The sequence below is a fragment of the Amycolatopsis kentuckyensis genome (assembly GCF_041679295.1).
Classification (GTDB): domain Bacteria; phylum Actinomycetota; class Actinomycetes; order Mycobacteriales; family Pseudonocardiaceae; genus Amycolatopsis; species Amycolatopsis kentuckyensis_A.
Genome location: NZ_JBGDMD010000003.1, coordinates 1,079,122 through 1,095,355, shown reverse-complemented (window position 1 = coordinate 1,095,355; position 16,234 = coordinate 1,079,122). Strand labels below are relative to the sequence as shown.

Annotated in this window: 17 protein-coding genes; 11 read left to right on the top strand and 6 right to left on the bottom strand. The window is 70.3% G+C overall.

Annotated features, from left to right (window positions below; all coding sequences use genetic code 11):
* Window positions 1-120: 120 nt before the first annotated feature.
* Together ACERZO_RS16720 and ACERZO_RS16715 are read left to right on the top strand one after the other, a co-directional pair.
* Complete coding sequence (locus ACERZO_RS16720; RefSeq protein ID WP_372665557.1) at window positions 121-498, top strand: SPW repeat protein; 378 nt, start codon at window positions 121-123, stop codon at window positions 496-498.
* Between the two features lie 80 nt (window positions 499-578).
* Window positions 579-2,030, top strand: coding sequence for an MFS transporter (locus ACERZO_RS16715; protein ID WP_372665556.1), 1,452 nt, complete (start codon window positions 579-581; stop codon window positions 2,028-2,030).
* Between the two features lie 4 nt (window positions 2,031-2,034).
* Here ACERZO_RS16715 and ACERZO_RS16710 read toward each other — a convergent pair whose 3' ends face one another.
* The 4 genes from ACERZO_RS16710 to ACERZO_RS16695 all read right to left on the bottom strand — a co-directional run bounded on the left by ACERZO_RS16710 (window position 2,035) and on the right by ACERZO_RS16695 (window position 7,724).
* Window positions 2,035-3,099 (bottom strand): DNA polymerase ligase N-terminal domain-containing protein, encoded by a 1,065-nt coding sequence (locus tag ACERZO_RS16710; protein ID WP_372665555.1) that lies wholly within the window; start codon window positions 3,097-3,099, stop codon window positions 2,035-2,037.
* A gap of 223 nt (window positions 3,100-3,322) precedes the next feature.
* On the bottom strand, window positions 3,323-5,332 hold the full coding sequence (locus ACERZO_RS16705; protein ID WP_372665554.1) for an ABC transporter ATP-binding protein: 2,010 nt from the start codon (window positions 5,330-5,332) through the stop codon (window positions 3,323-3,325).
* On the bottom strand, window positions 5,329-7,062 hold the full coding sequence (locus tag ACERZO_RS16700) for an ABC transporter ATP-binding protein (protein WP_372665553.1): 1,734 nt from the start codon (window positions 7,060-7,062) through the stop codon (window positions 5,329-5,331). The genes ACERZO_RS16705 and ACERZO_RS16700 overlap by 4 nt, the downstream gene beginning before the upstream one ends.
* Window positions 7,056-7,724 (bottom strand): TetR/AcrR family transcriptional regulator, encoded by a 669-nt coding sequence (locus ACERZO_RS16695; protein ID WP_372665552.1) that lies wholly within the window; start codon window positions 7,722-7,724, stop codon window positions 7,056-7,058. Before ACERZO_RS16695 ends, ACERZO_RS16700 begins: the two co-directional genes overlap by 7 nt.
* Window positions 7,725-8,073: 349 nt before the next feature.
* Here ACERZO_RS16695 and ACERZO_RS16690 point away from each other — a divergent pair, with 349 nt between their 5' ends.
* The 9 genes from ACERZO_RS16690 (at window position 8,074) to ACERZO_RS16650 (ending at window position 14,412) form a co-directional block, all read left to right on the top strand.
* The gene (locus tag ACERZO_RS16690; RefSeq protein WP_372665551.1) at window positions 8,074-9,312 is read left to right on the top strand and encodes a sensor histidine kinase; all 1,239 of its coding nucleotides are present in this window, start codon (window positions 8,074-8,076) and stop codon (window positions 9,310-9,312) included.
* Window positions 9,309-9,746 (top strand): roadblock/LC7 domain-containing protein, encoded by a 438-nt coding sequence (locus ACERZO_RS16685; RefSeq protein WP_372665550.1) that lies wholly within the window; start codon window positions 9,309-9,311, stop codon window positions 9,744-9,746. Before ACERZO_RS16690 ends, ACERZO_RS16685 begins: the two co-directional genes overlap by 4 nt.
* A 29-nt stretch (window positions 9,747-9,775) precedes the next feature.
* Window positions 9,776-10,144 (top strand): DUF742 domain-containing protein, encoded by a 369-nt coding sequence (locus ACERZO_RS16680; RefSeq protein WP_086678176.1) that lies wholly within the window; start codon window positions 9,776-9,778, stop codon window positions 10,142-10,144.
* Window positions 10,119-10,739 carry a GTP-binding protein gene (locus tag ACERZO_RS16675; RefSeq protein WP_364465765.1) on the top strand — a complete coding sequence of 207 codons (621 nt, stop codon included), beginning with the start codon at window positions 10,119-10,121 and terminating at the stop codon, window positions 10,737-10,739. Before ACERZO_RS16680 ends, ACERZO_RS16675 begins: the two co-directional genes overlap by 26 nt.
* A gap of 17 nt (window positions 10,740-10,756) precedes the next feature.
* Window positions 10,757-11,983, top strand: coding sequence for a styrene monooxygenase/indole monooxygenase family protein (locus ACERZO_RS16670; RefSeq protein WP_372665549.1), 1,227 nt, complete (start codon window positions 10,757-10,759; stop codon window positions 11,981-11,983).
* 74 nt (window positions 11,984-12,057) lie between these two features.
* Window positions 12,058-12,933: a non-homologous end joining protein Ku gene (gene ku, locus ACERZO_RS16665; protein WP_372665548.1), complete on the top strand. Its 876-nt coding sequence runs from the start codon at window positions 12,058-12,060 to the stop codon at window positions 12,931-12,933.
* A 77-nt stretch (window positions 12,934-13,010) separates the two neighbouring features.
* Entirely contained in the window at window positions 13,011-13,220 is a 210-nt protein-coding gene (locus ACERZO_RS16660; RefSeq protein WP_372665547.1) for a hypothetical protein, read from the top strand.
* Between the two features lie 236 nt (window positions 13,221-13,456).
* Entirely contained in the window at window positions 13,457-13,774 is a 318-nt protein-coding gene (gene cmtR, locus ACERZO_RS16655) for a Cd(II)/Pb(II)-sensing metalloregulatory transcriptional regulator CmtR (RefSeq protein WP_372665546.1), read from the top strand.
* Entirely contained in the window at window positions 13,771-14,412 is a 642-nt protein-coding gene (locus tag ACERZO_RS16650; RefSeq protein ID WP_372665545.1) for a cation transporter, read from the top strand. The genes cmtR and ACERZO_RS16650 overlap by 4 nt, the downstream gene beginning before the upstream one ends.
* A 30-nt stretch (window positions 14,413-14,442) precedes the next feature.
* On the opposite strand, the gene ACERZO_RS16645 is transcribed toward ACERZO_RS16650, so the two are convergent.
* On the bottom strand, window positions 14,443-14,598 hold the full coding sequence (locus ACERZO_RS16645; protein WP_086678182.1) for a hypothetical protein: 156 nt from the start codon (window positions 14,596-14,598) through the stop codon (window positions 14,443-14,445).
* A gap of 120 nt (window positions 14,599-14,718) precedes the next feature.
* Window positions 14,719-16,179 (bottom strand): adenosylhomocysteinase, encoded by a 1,461-nt coding sequence (ahcY, locus tag ACERZO_RS16640; protein WP_372665544.1) that lies wholly within the window; start codon window positions 16,177-16,179, stop codon window positions 14,719-14,721.
* Window positions 16,180-16,234: the final 55 nt, after the last annotated feature.

The following is a 16,234-nucleotide window of genomic DNA, read 5'->3' as shown; positions in this document are numbered from 1 at the left end:
TTATTACACCTGCGGCTGCTGAGGTTTCCCCGGCCGGGGCCTGCCCGTTCCGAGGGCTGCGGGCAGACCCCGGTTACCGGCCGCTACCGCGGGGTACCTCTCCGGGGTGGAGGTGAGGAGATGACTTCGCACAGCACCCCGGCCGGCAGGCAGCGGACCGCCGTCATCGGCGCCGCCGCGGGTTTCGTCCTGCTCGCCGGTCTCTACCTCGTGCTCGCCCCCTGGGTCACCGGTTTCGGTGGCGCGGGCGTGCTCGCGCTCAGCAACACCGTCGTCGGCCTGGTCCTGGTCGCGCTGGCCATCGCCCGCACCGCGACGCGGCGGCTGCGGTTCCTCGGCTGGGTCGTACCGGTGCTCGGCGCGTGGACGGCGCTTTCGCCGTGGCTGCTGCGTTCCGCCGCGGAGACGCAGCCGTCGACGGCCGCGCTCGTCGGCAACGTGGTCGCGGGCGCGGTGGTCGTCGTGGCGGGCGTGGTCGTGCTCGTCCGCGGCGACTGATCTCGCAGCGGGGGAGATGAGCCCACCGCGCCGGAGTTCGTACGGTCGGTCGCACGATCGGAACGAGCATGGGAGCGCGGATGACCCTCGCGGAATCGGCGCGGCCGGATGCGGCCGCGCGGCAGGCGGAACCCCGCCGGCTGGCGGCCCTGATCCTGCTCTGCGCGGCCAACTTCATGGTGATCCTGGACGCCCAGAGCGTGATCATGGGCGTGCCGGTGATCGCGGCGGACCTCGGGCTCTCGCCGGTCGAGGCCCAGTGGATCCTCTCCGGCAACCTGCTGACGTTCGGCGGGTTGCTGCTGCTCGGCGGCCGGGCCGCGGACCTGCTGGGCCGCCGCCGGGTGTTCATGCTCGGGACGGTGCTGTTCCTGCTGGTCTCGATCCTCTCGGCGCTGGCGACGGCCGCGCCGCTGCTGCTGGCGGCCCGGGCGCTGCACGGCGTTTCGGCGGCGCTGATGGCGCCGACCGCGATGGCGATCCTCACCGACACGTTCCCGGAGGGCCGGGCGCGCAACCGCGCGCTGGCGACGTGGTCCGCGATCGCCGCGGTGGGCGCGACCACGGGTCTCCTGCTCGGCGGGGCGCTGCTCGACAAGCTCGGCTGGCAGTCGCTGTTCTACGTCAACGTCCCGGTCGCGATCGTGATGCTCGTGCTGAGCCCGGTGCTGCTGCGGGAAAGCCGGGACGCGTCGGCGTCGCGCACCTTCGACGTCGCCGGGGCGGTCCTGGGCACCGCGGCGCTCGCGCTGCTGGTCTACCTGCTGGTCGAGGCGCCGCAGCTGGGCTGGACGAGCTTCCCGGTCCTGGGACTCGGCGCGCTCTTCGTGGTCCTGACCGGCTTGACCGTACTGGTGGAGAAGCGCTCGGCGAACCCGCTGCTGCCCGCGCGGCTCTTCCGGTCGACCACCGTGCTGGGCGCCAACCTGCTGACGATCGTGGCGCTGGTGCCGGGCTTCGGGATGTCGGTCGTGCTTTCGCAGTACTCGCTGGGGGTGCTGGGCTACACGCCGATCCAGTTCGGCGTGAGCCAGTCGGCGATGCCGATCGCGTCGGTGGTCGGCGCGTTCGCGGCACAGGCGGGCATGGCCCGCCGCGGCGTCCGCCCGGTCGCGGTGACGGCGTTGCTGCTGCTCGGGATCGGCTGTGCGCTGCTGGTCGGCATCTCGGCCGACAGCGGGTACTTCACGGCCGTGTTCCCGGGCCTGGTCCTGTTCGGCCTCGGGCTCGGCGCGGGCCCGGTGGCGCTCGCGGCGGCGGCGCTCTCGGGCGCCACCAAGGCCGACGCGGGCATCGCGTCCGGCACGAGCACGGCGGCGTTCCAGATCGGCGGCGCGTTCGGGGTCGCGGTGGCGTCGACGGTCATTGCGTCGAGCATGGCCGCCACGCCCGGGCCGGCCGGGGCGCTGGCCGGGTTCCACGAGAGCCTGGTGATCTGCGCGGTGGTCGCGGTCGTCGGGGCGGTGCTCGCGGTGGTCCTGCTGAAGGACGCGCGGCGCGGGCCGCTCACCGTCCTGCCGCGGGTGCACTGAGCTTTCAGTTCCCGATGAACACCCAGTCGCCGGCGCCGGGCCGGTACGGACCGTCGGCCCGCTTGGCGACCACTCCCGGCAGGCCGTGCTGGCGGCTGGCGCCGAGGACGTCCTCGCCGCCGTCGGCGAAGTAGCGGGGGACCTGCCAGTGGCGATCGGTCACCGGCAGGTCGTCCAGCAGCTCCCGGCGTTCGGTGTAGGGCAGGTCGAGGGTCGGCCGGCCGTCGAGGTGCAGGACGTCGTAGGCGAAGTAGAACACCGGGCAGTGCGCCTTGAGCCGCTTCGCCGCGTTGCCGTCGGCCCGGCGGCGCTCCTCGAGGCCCTGCGGGTAGGGCTTGCCGTCCTTGATCACGACGACTTCGCCGTCCAGCAGCACTTCCGTCGACCCGAGCTCTTCGCCCAGCTTGTGCAGGTCCGGGTAGCGGCTGGTGACGTCGGCGCCGGTGTCGTCGTGCGCGGTGACGCGGCCGCCGGAGACGAGCAGCATCGTGCGCAGGCCGCCCCAGGCGAACTCGTAGGCCCAGTCGTCGTCCTCGGCCGGCAGCTCGCCCGGGACCGCCGTCATCGGCTCGAGGAACTCGGGGGCGTCTTCGTGGCCGGGCTCGGCCGGGTCGAGGCGCCGCAGCATCCAGTCGCGGTCGTCGTCGGCGTTGTGCCGGTTGAGGAAGAGGTACTTGCCGCGCGCCCGCTCGCCGTGGAAGACGACCTCGACCTTGTGGTCGTTCCAGTGCAGGGTTTCGTACTTCCCGGTGTCCCACACGGTCATCCGGCCGCCGCCGTACTCGCCGGCCGGGATCTCGCCCTCGAAGGTGAGGTACTCCATGGGGTGGTCCTCGGTGTGCACCGCGAGCCGGTTCACCCCGGGCGCGAGCGGCAGCCCGCGCGGGACGGCCCAGGACACGAGCACGCCGTCGCGTTCCAGCCGGAAGTCCCAGTGCAGCCGGGAAGCGTGGTGCTCCTGGATGACGAAGAGGTCGTTGCCCCCGGGCTCCGGCGGGCCGTCGGGCCAGGGTTCGGGGGTGCGGTCCCGGCCGCGCTTGCCGCGGTACTCCTCGAGTTTGTCGGCCATCGCCGCCCCGGTACCCCTTCCGCTCGGGAGCGTCCAGGGTACCGGGCGGGCCGTGCGGCGCGGCAGGTTGCCCTGAACGGCTCGTTCACGGTGGCCGGCCCCGCCGAACGTCTTGAATGAGTCATTCAAGACGTCCCACGTCCTGAATGACTCATTCAAGACGTTTCCCGCACTCGCGTGCTGACCGACCGGCGCCGTTCATGACCTTGGTTTGAAGCCGGCGTCAGTCGGTCTCCGCCATGGCTTCGGCGAACTGCGCCGCGTACAGCCGCGCGTACGCGCCGCCGCTGCCGAGCAGTGTTTCGTGGTCGCCCTGCTCGACGATCTGCCCGTGCTCCATCACCAGGATCACGTCCGCGTCGCGGATCGTCGAGAGCCGGTGGGCGATCACGAAGCTCGTGCGCCCGCTGCGCAGCGAGTTCATCGCCCGCTGGATGAGCACCTCGGTGCGCGTGTCCACCGAACTCGTCGCTTCGTCGAGGATCAGGATCACCGGCTTGGCCAGGAACGCCCGCGCCACCGTGATCAGCTGCTTCTCGCCCGCGCTGACCGTGCCGCCCTCGTCGTCGAGCACCGTCTCGTAGCCGTCCGGCAACGTCCGGACGAACCGGTCGACGTGGGTCGCCTTCGCCGCTTCGATGATCTCCTCGCGGCTCGGGTCGTCCGCGCCGTAGGCGATGTTCTCCGCGATCGTGCCGCCGAACAGCCACGCGTCCTGCAGCACCATGCCGGTCTGGTCGCGCAGCTCCTCGCGGTTCATCTTCGCGATGTCGACGCCGTCGAGCGTGATCCGCCCGCCGTCCAGCTCGTAGAACCGCATGAGCAGGTTGACCAGCGTCGTCTTGCCCGCGCCGGTCGGGCCGACGATCGCCACCGTCTGGCCCGGTTCGACCGTGAGCGACAGGTCGTCGATCAGCGGCTTGTCCGGCAGGTAGCGGAACGAGACGTCCTGGAACTCGACGCGTCCGCGGACCACCGCGGGCCGCTCCGGGTGTTCCGGTTCCGGCGCCTGCTCCTCGGCGTCGAGCAGCGCGAACACCCGCTCGGCCGACGCGACCCCGGACTGCAGCAGGTTCGCCATGCTGGCGATCTGCGTGACCGGCTGGCTGAACTGGCGCGAGTACTGGATGAACGCCTGCACCTCGCCGAGGGTCAGGCTGCCCGAGGCGACGCGCAGCGCGCCGATCACGGCCACCAGCACGTAGCTCAGGTTGCCGATGAACATCATCGCCGGCTGGATCATGCCGGAGATGAACTGCGCGCGGAAGCTCGCTTCGTAGAGCGTTTCGTTCTGCTTGTCGAAGATCGCCCCGGACTCCTCGCGGCGGCCGAACACCTTGACCAGCGAGTGGCCGGTGTACATCTCCTCGACGTGCGCGTTGAGCTTCCCGGTCGTCGACCACTGCTTGATGAAGTTCGGCTGCGCCCGCTTCCCGATCTTCGCCGCGACGACGGCCGACAGCGGCACCGTGAGCAGCGCGATCGCCGCCAGCAGCGGCGAGATCAGGAACATCATGATCAGCACGCCGATGACCGTCAGCAGCGACGAGACGATCTGCGAGAGCGTCTGCTGCAGCGACATCGCCAGGTTGTCGATGTCGTTGGTGACGCGGGACAGCACCTCGCCGCGCGGCTGGCGGTCGAAGTACTTCAGCGGCAGCCGCGAGAACTTCGCTTCGACGTCCTCGCGCAGCCGGTACACCGCGTGCTGCACCAGCGTCGTCGTCAGCCGGGCCTGGATCAGCCCGAAGAACGACGCGATGACGAACAGCGCCAGCACGATCAGCAGGATCTGGCCGACCTTGTCGAAGTCGATGCCCACGCCGGGCACGAGGTCGACGCGGCCGTAGATGTCGGCGAGCGTGCTGTCGCCGCGGGCGCGCAGCCCGGCGACGACCTGCTCCTTGGTGACCCCCGGCGGCACCTGCTTGCCGAGCACGCCGGCCAGGATCGCGTCGGTGGCCTGGCCGAGGATCTTCGGCCCGATCACGGTCAGCGCGACGCTGGCCGCGCCGAGCACGAGCACGCCGATCAGGTGCAGCCTTTGCGGGGCCAGCATCCGCAGCAGCCGCTTCAGGGAACCCTTGAAGTCGAGGGCTTTCTCCGGCGGGGCGCCGCCGGCCATCCAGCGGCCGGGGCCGGCGGTCGCGGCGCCGGTGTTCTTGTGCCGCTCGGCCGTCGGGCGCTCGCCCGCGTCGGTGACGGCGGCCTTCGGCGATTCCGTGGTGCTCACGCCGCCTCCTGCTCGGTGAGCTGCGACAGCACGATCTCGCGATAGGTTTCGTTGCTGTCGAACAGTTCGTGGTGGGTGCCGGTGCCGACGACGCGGCCCTCGTCGAGGACGATGATGCGGTCGGCGCCCCGGATGGTGCTGACCCGCTGCGCCACGATGATCACCGTCGCGTCGGCGGTCTCGGAGACCAGCGCGCGGCGCAGGGCCGCGTCGGTCGCGTAGTCCAGCGCCGAGAACGAGTCGTCGAACAGGTAGATCTCCGGCTTGTGCACCAGCATCCGGGCGATGGCGAGCCGCTGCCGCTGGCCGCCCGAGACGTTCGTGCCGCCCTGGGCGATCGGCGACTCGAGGCCCTCGGCCATCGCTTCGACGAAGTCCTTGCCCTGCGCCACTTCCAGCGCGTGCCACAGCTCTTCGTCGGTGGCGTCCGGGTTGCCGTAGCGCAGGTTGCTCGCGACCGTCCCGGCGAACAGGTACGGCTTCTGCGGCACCAGCCCGACGGCGCGGGCGAGCACCGCCGGGTCGAGGTCGCGGACGTCGACGCCGTCGACCTTCACCGTGCCGCGGGTGGCGTCCATCAGCCGCGGGATCAGGTTCAGCAGCGTCGTCTTGCCAGTGCCGGTGGACCCGATCACGGCGGTGGTCTCACCCGGCCGCCCGATCAGCGAAATGTCCTGCAGCACCGGCTTTTCCGCGCCGGGGTAGCGGAACTCGACGCCGGCCAGCTCCAGGTGCCCGTGCACCGCGCCGGGGCGGATCGGCGACACCGGCGGGCGGACGCTCGACTCGGTGTCGAGTACCTCGCTGATCCGCTCGGCGCTGACCTCCGCGCGCGGCACCATCATGAACATGAACGTGGCCATCATGACGGCCATCAGGATCTGCAGCAGGTAGGACAGGAACGCCGTCATGGCCCCGATCTGCATGCTGCCGGAGTCGATGCGCTGCCCGCCGAACCACAGCACGGCGACGCTGGAGGCGTTCATCACCAGCATGACGATCGGGAACATCAGCGCCATCAGGCGCCCGACCCGCAGCGACACCGTGAGCAGCTGGTCGTTCGCGACGTCGAAGCGCTCGCGTTCGCGGGAGTCGCGAACGAACGCGCGGATCACGCGGATGCCCATGATCTGCTCGCGCAGCACCTGGTTGATCCGGTCGATCCGCTCCTGCATCAGCCGGAACGCCGGGCGCATCTTGGTGATGATCGTGCCGACCGCGATCGCCAGCACCGGCACGATCACCAGCAGCAGCGAGGAGAGCGGCACGTCGAGGTTCAGCGCCAGGATGATCCCGCCGACGCACATGATCGGCGCGGACACCATCAGCGTCAGCGTCATGACCACGAGCATCTGGATCTGCTGGACGTCGTTGGTGGTGCGGGTGATCAGCGACGGCGTGCCGAACTGGCCGACCTCGCGGGCCGAGAAGTCCTGCACCCGGTGGAAGACCCCGGCCCGGATGTCGCGCCCGACCGCCATCGCGGTGCGGGCGCCGTAGTACACCGCGCCGATCGAGCCGGCGATCTGGGCGAGCGTCACGGCCAGCATCACCGCGCCGATGCGCAGGATGTACCCCATGTCGCCCTTGATCAGCCCGTTGTCGACGATGTCGGCGTTGAGCGTCGGCAGGTAGAGCATGGCGATCGTCTGCACGAGCTGCAGCACCACGATCACCCACAACGTGGTTTTGTACGGGCGCAGGTGCGCCCGCAGGAGCTTGACTAGCACAACGATTCCCCCAGTGGAGTGGTGGTGGTGTTCGGTCCGGGTGGCGGTGCGGTGCCGCCGGTCAGGGTGGGCATCCCGGCGGCCAGCTCGTCCAGCAGCCGTTCGAGGGTCGGGAGGAACGGCTCGCCCTCGGTCATGAACCAGTTGACGAAGGCGACGCGGACAGCGCTTTCCACCGTGGAGGCCATCAGCCGGCACAGGAGGTGGTCCGCCCCGCCCGCCCGCTTCGCGATGGTCTCGGCGAGGACGCGTTCGACCGCCGCGTGGGCGTTGAGGAACTCGCCGCGCAGCATGAGCTGGCCCATCAGCTCCCGGATACGCGCAACATACGCGCGATCCGGCTCGCCTTCACGCGAATATTGGTGGATCACCGCCTGCTTGACCGACTCCCAGAGCGGCTCGCCCGCCGGCCGGGCGAGCAGGGCTTCGCGCATCCCCTCGTGGCGGTCGACGACCATCGAGCAGACCGCCTGCTCCTTGCTCGAGAAGTAGTTGTTGAATGTCCGCGGCGAGACCCCCACCTCGTTGGCGATGTCCTCGACGCGGACGTTCTCCAGCCCGCGGTCCAGCGTGAGCCGCAACGCGGCCTGCGCGAGGGCCCGGCGGGCCTCGCGCTTCTTGCGTTCCCGCAGCGTCAGCTTCGGTGGCTCCTCCGGCGGCATAAACGGAGTGTAGCGAAAAACTTGCGTGCCCCGCAAAAAAGTGCGGGGCACGCAAAAATCCGGTCGAACCGGACACGGGTGGATTCCGTCGTGCGCGGCCGCCCGGCCTGCGGTATCGGCGTCCGTGTGCGTTCCGTTGCGGGGCGCAAATTGCAAAAATGGACCGATTGGCCTAACGCACTGCGCTCACCAGGAGCTACGCCCTGAAAATCCGCTCACTGCGCGCGATCGCGCGGGGACCGGCTGTGGACATCCGACGAGGCTTTCTGCTTGCATGTCGGGCGTCGCCGCCGGGGGTCGGCGTCGCGTACGCGTTTTCCGCACCTGAGCAAGGAAGAAGTGGGACCACATGGCGAGCCGGGCCCGGGAACTCCTGGATCGATCACGCGTCCTGCTGGACCGCTCGCGGGTCGCCGCCGCGCAGTTCCTCACGGCGCCCCCGAAGCACCCCGGGTACGCACCCGCCGCGGGTCCGGCGATCGCGCAGCTGACGCCGCCGGTGGCGGTCCCGCCGGCGCCGTCGGACGACGCCGTGCTCGCCGAGATCTGCGCCAGCGTGGCCCTGCGTGACCTCAACCTGCTCGACCAGCTGCTGGCCCGGCTCGAAGAGCTGGAGGCGGGGGAGGAGGACCACCACCGCCTCGCCGAGCTCTACCAGCTCGACCACCTCGCGACCCGGCTGCGCCGCAACGCCGAGAACCTGCGCGTGCTGGCCGGCCAGGAGACCGCCGACGACGCCGCCCGCGCGACGACGGTGCTCGACGTCATGCGCGCGGCGATGTCCTCGATCGACCACTACGCCCGGATCACCATCGGCCGCGTGGTGAACCTCGGCGTCGTCGGCTTCGCCGCGGAGGACCTGGGCCGGGTGCTCGCGGAGCTGTTCGACAACGCCGCCAACCAGTCTTCGCCCAGCTCGCCGGTGAACGTCAGCGCGCACCTGACCGAGCAGGGCAGCGTGCTCGTCCGGATCGAGGACGAGGGCATCGGCATCCCGGCCGACCGGATCGACGGCCTCAACGCGCGGCTGGCCGCCGGCGGCGACCTCGACGACGCCGCGGCCCGGCACATGGGCCTCGCGGTGGTCTCCCGGCTCGCCGCCCGCCACGGCGTCACCGTGCGGCTGGACCGGCGCAGCCCGCACGGCACGGTCGCGACCGTGCTGCTGCCCACGGGCATCGTCACCGAGCTGGCCGAAAACGCGTGGTCGGGCACCAAGACCGTCACCGTGGAGCCGGTGCCGGCACCGGAAGGCGAACCGGCCGCCGTCGGCGGGTTGCCGCGCCGGCGTCCCGGGACCTTCCCGCGAGAAGAGCCGGTGCGGGCCGTGCCGCGCAAGCCGAGCCCCCGCCCGCGGCCGCTCGAGACCGGCGGCACCACGGCCAACGGCCTGCCCAGGCGCGTGCCCGGCAGCATCCGCGGTGCCGCGCCCGAACCGCCACCACCGCCCCCGGCCGCCGAACCCGCGGCGAACGGCCACGAGCAGCTGCTCGCCGACCTCGGCGCCTTCGCCGACGGCGAGCGGGCCGCCCTCGCCGAGAACCACCGTGCCCAGCAGGACGAGACGCCCGGAGGAACCGCCTCGTGAGCGCCCCCCACCCGGCCCCGGCGGACTTCGCCTGGCTGCTCGACGACTTCGTGCGCAAGGTCCACGGCGTCAGCCACGCGCTGATCATGAGCGTGGACGGCTTCCCCCTCACCGCGTCCGATTCGGTCGGCGAAGCCGAGGCCGAGCAGCTCGCGGCGATCGCCAGCGGCCTGCTCTCGCTCGCCGGCAACAGCGCGGCGCTGTTCGGGAAGGGCGCTTGCGAGCAGATCATCATCCGGCTCACCCACGGCTACTTCCTGTTCATGGGCATCGGTTCCGGTGCCGGGCTCGCGGTGCTGACCTCGGGCGAGGCGGACATGAAGGTGGTCGCCTACGAGATGACCCAGTTCATCACCAACGCCGGCCACGCGCTCACCCCCGAGGTGCGCGCCGAACTGCGCCAGGTGCTCACCGCGCGCCGCCCCCGGGTGTGATCAGCGTGCCCGACGAGGATGTGATTTCAGTGTCCGAAAAGGACACCGCCTTGCCGAGGCGCAGCCGCCGGATCCGCGCGTACGCGCTCACCGGCGGCCGCACCAGCACCCGGCACCAGCTGCTGGTGGAGACCCTGGTCTCGGTCCCGCGGTACGACCCCGCGCTGAGCGGCACGCTGATGCCCGAGTCGCGCTCGCTCTACGAACGCGCCCGCGCGCGGTGCTCGATCGCCGAGTTGTCGGTCGGGCTCGACCTGCCGCTGGGCGTGGTGCGGGTGCTGATCGGCGACCTCGCGTCCCAGGGCGCGGTGTTCGTCCACCCCACCGCGCACGCCTACCACCACGACACCAACGTGCTCGAGAGGATCCTTGATGGGCTCAAGCGGCTCCCCGCCTGAGGGCGATCTGCTGACGATCTCCGCGAAGATCGTCGTCGCCGGGGGCTTCGGTGTCGGCAAGACCACGTTCGTCGGCGCGGTGTCGGAGGTGCCGCCGATGAGCAACGAGGCCTGGATGACCGAGGCCGGCGAAGGCGTCGACGACATCCCGCCCGGCGGCAAGTCGACGACGACCGTGGCGATGGACTTCGGCCGGATCACGCTGCGCCCGGACCTGCTGCTGTACCTGTTCGGCACGCCGGGCCAGGCACGGTTCTGGTTCCTCTGGGACGACCTGAGCCGGGGCGCGCTCGGCGCGGTCGTGCTGGTCGACACCAGCCGGATCGACGAGTCGTTCGCGGCGATCAACTACTTCGAGAACGACTCGGACCTGCCGTTCGTCGTCGCGGTCAACCAGTTCGAGGGCATGCCGGTGCACGACCTCGACGAGGTGCGCGACGCGCTCGCCCTCGATCCGAGCGTCCCGCTGGTCACCTGCGACGCCCGCGACCGCGCCTCGGCGATCGCCACCCTGACCGAGCTGGTGAGCCACACGCTGTCGCTGGCCGTGCTGTCCGGCCCGCGCGAGCTGGCCGGCAGCGTCCCGAACGCCTGAGAAGGAGAACGAGCTTCATGCGCAGGGTTCTGATCGTCGGCGCCGGGCAGTCCGGGTTGCAGCTGGCCCTCGGGCTGCAGGCGAAGGGCTACGACGTCACGGTGATGTCCGCGCGGACGCCGGATGAGATCCGCAACGGGCGCGTGATGTCGACGCAGTGCATGTTCCACGACGCGCTGCAGCACGAGCGGGACCTCGGGATCAACCTGTGGGAAGCCGACACCGTCAACGTCGAAGGCCTGGGCGTGTCGGTGGCGGCGCCGGACGGCGGCCGCGCGCTCGACTGGTTCGCCGAGCTGGACCACGTCGCGCAGTCGGTCGACCAGCGGGTGAAGATGGCGGGCTGGCTGGAGCTGTTCGAGGACCGCGGCGGCAAGCTCGTCATCCACGGCGTGATGACGTCCGAACTGGACGCCCTGTCCCGGCTCTACGACCTGGTGATCATCTCGGCCGGCAAGGGCGAGCTGGTCCAGCTGTTCGACCGGGTGCCCGAGCGGTCGCCGTACACGAAGCCGATGCGCGCGCTGTCGCTCGCCTACGCCCACGGCGTCCGGCCGCGGCCGGAGCACCCGGACCGGATGGCGGTGCGGTTCAACATCGTCCCCGGCGTCGGCGAGCTGTTCATGATCCCCGCGTACACGCTCAGCGGGAACTGCGACATCCTCTTCTTCGAGGGCGTTCCCGGCGGGCCGCTGGACTGCTTCGACGACCGCCCGGGCCCGGCCGAGCACTTCGGGCGGATCCTCGACCTGATGAAGCAGTTCGTGCCGTGGGAGTACGACCGCTGCCGCGACGCCGAGCTGACCGACGCGAAGGCCACGCTGGCCGGCGGCTACACACCGGTGGTGCGCAGGCCGGTCGGCACCCTGCCCGGCGGGGCGATCGTGCTGGGCATGGCCGACGTCGTCGTCGCGAACGACCCGATCACCGGCCAGGGTTCGAACAACGCGAGCCACTGCGCGGCCACCTACCTCGACGCGATCGTCGAGCGCGGCGACGAGCCGTTCGACGCCTCGTGGATGGACGCCACGTTCGAGCGCTACTGGGAGTACGCCCGGCACGTCACCGAATGGACCAACGCGCTGCTGCTCCCGCCGCCCCCGCACGTGCTCCAGATCCTCGGGGTGGCCGGCCAGAACCCCGCCGTCGCGCGGCGGTTCGCGAACGGGTTCACCGATCCCACGGACTTCCAGAACTGGTTCATGGACCCCGCACTCTGGGAGAAGTACCTGGCAGAGGTCTAGATCAGGCTGTCGCCTCGGGACGTTTCGGGCTACGGTTGTCACGTAGCGTGAAGGCGATCTCGGAGGTGCGTGGCATGCGGGCGATGTGGAAGGGCTCGGTGTCGTTCGGGCTGGTGAGCATCCCGATCCAGCTCTACGCGGCCACCGAGAACAAGAACGTCTCCCTGCGCCAGGTGCACGAGGCCGACGGCGGCCGCATCCAGTACAAGCGCTTCTGCACGATCGACGGCGCCGAGGTGCCCTACGCCGAGATCGCCAAGGGCTACGAGCTGCCCGACGGCGAGATGGTCGTGATCACCGACACCGAGATGGCCGACCTGCCGCTGCCCACCCAGCGCACGATCGACGTGCTGGAGTTCGTGCCGCTCGAGTCGATCGACCCGATCCAGTACGACCGGACGTACTACCTCGAGCCGCAGAAGAACGCGGTGAAGCCGTACGTCGTGCTGCGGGACGCGCTGCACAAGTCGAGCCAGGTGGCGATCGCCAAGGTCGCGGTGCGGCAGCGGGAGAGCATGGCGGTGCTGCGGGTGCACGCCGACGTGCTGGTGATGACGACGATGCTGTGGCCGGACGAGGTCCGCGAGCCCGACTTCCCCTTCCTGCGCGACGACCCGCCGCAGATCCGGCCGCAGGAGCTGACCATGGCCGGGTCGCTGATCGACTCGCTGGCCGAGCCGGTGTTCGAACCGGAGAAGTACCACGACCACTACCGCGAGGCCCTCGAGGAGATGATCGAGGCCAAGGTGGCGGGGGAGGAGACGACCAAGCCCGCCGCGGTCACCGCGAAGGCCGACGTCGTCGACCTGATGGCGGCGCTGCAGGCCAGTGTGGACGCCGCGAAGAAGTCCCGCGGGGCGAAGTCCTCTTCGGAGGAGTCCGATGAGGACGAAAAGCCGGCCGCGAAGAAGAAGCCGGCGCCGCGCAAGCGGGCGCCCAAGTCGGCCTGATCCCCGGCCGGGTGACGGCGCGACACGCCGTCGCGGGCGTCCCTCGTCCGCGGGGTTCCCGGTGGTACCAAGGGTTCATGGAATGCGCTTCGTGCGATGCGGGCATCGACCACTGCCACGGCACGCTGGTGGTGCACCCGGAAGGCGGGTTCACCGAGTGCACCGCGGTGGCCTGTTCGGACGGTGACCGCGTCCGGCACGGCCTGATCGTCGACTGCCAGGCGCTCGGCGGCGGGTGCGGCTGCGCCGCCGCGCCGGGAAAACCCCTGCTGCGTCAAGCTTCCTGAGCCTCCCGCCAGGATCCGCGAAGGCCTTCCCGCCCGGCTTCACCGCCGGCGGGAAGGCCTTCGCGGCATCAGGAACGCGTGAAGGCCGTAACACGATCGTGTATGCAGCTGTGTACACGGGCTTGGCGATGTGCTAACACTTACGGGGGTCCTTCGGCTCTCCCTCCCCCTCGGAGCCGGAGGACCCTTTTCATGCCCGCTCGCGATCAGTCAGCCGTCGATGTACAGTTCATCGCATGGTGACCTGTGAGACGCGGGAGTCGGCGCTGGCCCGGATCGGGCGCGCCCTCGCCGACCCGACCCGCTGCCGGATCCTGACCGCCCTGCTCGACGGTCCCGCCTACCCCGGCCGGCTGGCGGCCGACCTCGGGCTGAGCCGCTCGAACGTCTCGAACCACCTGTCGTGCCTGCGCGGCTGCGGGCTCGTCGTGGCCGGCTACGAAGGGCGTCAGGTGCGTTACGAGATCGCCGACGGCCACTTGGCCCGCGCGCTGCGCGAACTCGTCCAGGTGGTGCTGGCGGTCGAGCCGCGGGAAGAGTGCGAGCCGGCATGACCGGCGCCTGCTCCGACGGCTGCTGCGGGCCGGTCACGGTCGCCGCGGACCGCCGGGCCGTGCTGGTGCGCCGGGTGCGGCTGCTCGTGGCGGCGACCATCGCCTACAACGTCGTCGAAGCCGCAGTCGCGCTGACGGCGGGCTCGGTGGCCTCGTCCGGCGCGCTGATCGGCTTCGGACTGGATTCGGTGGTGGAGGTCGCTTCCGCGCTCGCGGTCGCGTGGCAGTTCTCGGGCCGGGACCCGGAAGCCCGCGAACGGCGGGCGCTGCGGCTGATCGCGCTGTCGTTCTTCGCGCTGGCCGCTTACGTGACCGCGGATTCCGTGCGGACGTTCTTCACCGCGGCGGCACCGGAAAGCTCGCTCACGGGTGTCGTCCTGGCGGCGGTTTCGCTTGTCGTGATGCCCGTCCTGTCCGCCGCGCAACGGCGAGCGGGCCGGGAACTGGGTTCGGCCAGCGCGGTCGCGGATTCCCGGCAGACTTTGCTCTGCGCTTGCCTTTCCGCGGTCCTGCTGGCGGGATTGCTGCTCAACACCGTCTGGGGCTGGTGGTGGGCCGATCCGGTCGTCGCCCTCTTCATCGCTTTCGTGGCGGTGAAAGAAGGCCGAACGGCCTGGCACGGCGAGCATTGCTGCTGACGCCGTGCCAGGCCGTTCGCGAGTACTCGATCAGTACCAGTGCGCACGCCCACCGATCCGGCGGCCGGTGCCGCCCAGGATGGCCAGCGCCACGCCGGCCACCGCGAGAATGATGCCGATGGTGTAAAGCACCGGGATACCCACGATGAACCCGATGATCAGAAGAATTACACCGAGAACGATCACTTTGACACACACTCCTTCGCATGGGACCCACCCGCCGAACCGGCCGGGCGGATGCGCTGTCACGGGGAGGATGGCCACTTTCCCGGTGTGGCAAACTGCGTCAAACGGAGCAATCTCGGATCAGTACCGGTAGTGATCGAGCTTGTACGGACCTTCGACGTCGACGCCGATGTATTCCGCCTGGGCCTTCGTGAGCTTGGTGAGTTTCACACCGAGCGCGTCGAGGTGCAGCCGGGCCACCTTTTCGTCGAGGTGCTTGGGTAGCCGGTGGACGTCGGTGGCGTACTCGCCGGGCTTGGCGAACAACTCGATCTGCGCGATGGCCTGGTTGGTGAACGAGTTCGACATCACGAACGACGGGTGGCCGGTCGCGTTGCCGAGGTTCATCAGGCGGCCTTCGGAGAGCACGATGATCGCGTGGCCGTCCGGGAACGTCCACTCGTGCACCTGCGGCTTGATCTCCTTCTTCGCGATGCCAGGCAGCTTCGCCAGGCCGGCCATGTCGATCTCGTTGTCGAAGTGCCCGACGTTCGCGACGATCGCGTTGTGCTTCATCCGGCTCATCTGGTCCGCCGAGACGATGCCGAAGTTGCCGGTGGTGGTGATGAAGATGTCGGCCATCCCGACGACGTCGTCCAGCTCGACGACGTCGAGCCCGTCCATCGCCGCCTGCAGCGCGCAGATCGGGTCGATCTCGGTGACCGCGACCCGGGCGCCCTGGCCGCGCAGCGCCTCGACCGCGCCCTTGCCGACGTCGCCGTAGCCGCAGACGACCACGCGCTTGCCGCCGATCATCACGTCCGTGGCGCGGTTCAGACCGTCCACAAGGGAGTGCCGGATGCCGTACTTGTTGTCGAACTTGGACTTCGTCACGGAGTCGTTGACGTTCATCGCGGGGAAGAGCAGCTCGCCGTCCTTGGCGAGCTTGTAGAGCCGCTTGACGCCGTTGGTCGTCTCCTCGGTGACGCCGCGGATCTCCTTGGCCATACGGGTGAAGCGGTCGCCGTCGGCCGCGATGCTCGCACGCAGCGTCTCCAGGACGATCCGGTACTCGTCGGAGTCCTCTTCGGACGGTTGCGGCACCGCGCCCGCCGCTTCGAACTCGACGCCCTTGTGGACGAGCAGGGTGGCGTCGCCGCCGTCGTCGAGGATCATGTTGGGCGCGTTGCCGCCGGGGAAGGCGAAGAGCCGGTCGGTGCACCACCAGTACTCTTCGAGCGTCTCGCCCTTCCAGGCGAACACCGAGGTGCCGGCCGGCGCGTCGATCGTGCCTTCGGGGCCGACGACGACCGCGGCGGCGGCCTCGTCCTGCGTGGAGAAGATGTTGCAGGACACCCAGCGCACCTCGGCGCCGAGGGCGACCAGGGTCTCGATGAGCACGGCGGTCTGGACGGTCATGTGCAGCGACCCGGCGATGCGGGCGCCCTTCAGCGGCTGCGCCGCGGCGTATTCGCGGCGGATCGCCATCAGGCCGGGCATCTCGTGCTCGGCCAGGCGCAGCTGGGTGCGGCCGGCGTCGGCGAGGGAAAGGTCGGCGACGGCGAAGTCGAGGCCATTGCGGTTCTGCAGCTTGTCACTCATGCTTCGGTGCACTCCGGAGTTCGTCGGCGGGACGCTCGGGAGGCGGGACACCACA

Bases quoted from the DNA above. Each gene is read 5' to 3' on its own strand.
- ACERZO_RS16720 (WP_372665557.1), top strand. From the start codon at position 121: ATGACTTCGCACAGCACCCCGGCCGGCAGGCAGCGGACCGCCGTCATC.
- ACERZO_RS16715 (WP_372665556.1), top strand. From the start codon at position 579: ATGACCCTCGCGGAATCGGCGCGGCCGGATGCGGCCGCGCGGCAGGCG.
- ACERZO_RS16710 (WP_372665555.1), bottom strand. From the start codon at position 3,099: ATGGCCGACAAACTCGAGGAGTACCGCGGCAAGCGCGGCCGGGACCGC.
- ACERZO_RS16695 (WP_372665552.1), bottom strand. From the start codon at position 7,724: ATGCCGCCGGAGGAGCCACCGAAGCTGACGCTGCGGGAACGCAAGAAG.
- ACERZO_RS16690 (WP_372665551.1), top strand. From the start codon at position 8,074: ATGGCGAGCCGGGCCCGGGAACTCCTGGATCGATCACGCGTCCTGCTG.
- ACERZO_RS16675 (WP_364465765.1), top strand. From the start codon at position 10,119: ATGGGCTCAAGCGGCTCCCCGCCTGAGGGCGATCTGCTGACGATCTCC.
- ACERZO_RS16670 (WP_372665549.1), top strand. From the start codon at position 10,757: ATGCGCAGGGTTCTGATCGTCGGCGCCGGGCAGTCCGGGTTGCAGCTG.
- ku (WP_372665548.1), top strand. From the start codon at position 12,058: ATGCGGGCGATGTGGAAGGGCTCGGTGTCGTTCGGGCTGGTGAGCATC.
- ACERZO_RS16660 (WP_372665547.1), top strand. From the start codon at position 13,011: ATGGAATGCGCTTCGTGCGATGCGGGCATCGACCACTGCCACGGCACG.
- cmtR (WP_372665546.1), top strand. From the start codon at position 13,457: ATGGTGACCTGTGAGACGCGGGAGTCGGCGCTGGCCCGGATCGGGCGC.
- ACERZO_RS16650 (WP_372665545.1), top strand. From the start codon at position 13,771: ATGACCGGCGCCTGCTCCGACGGCTGCTGCGGGCCGGTCACGGTCGCC.
- ahcY (WP_372665544.1), bottom strand. From the start codon at position 16,179: ATGAGTGACAAGCTGCAGAACCGCAATGGCCTCGACTTCGCCGTCGCC.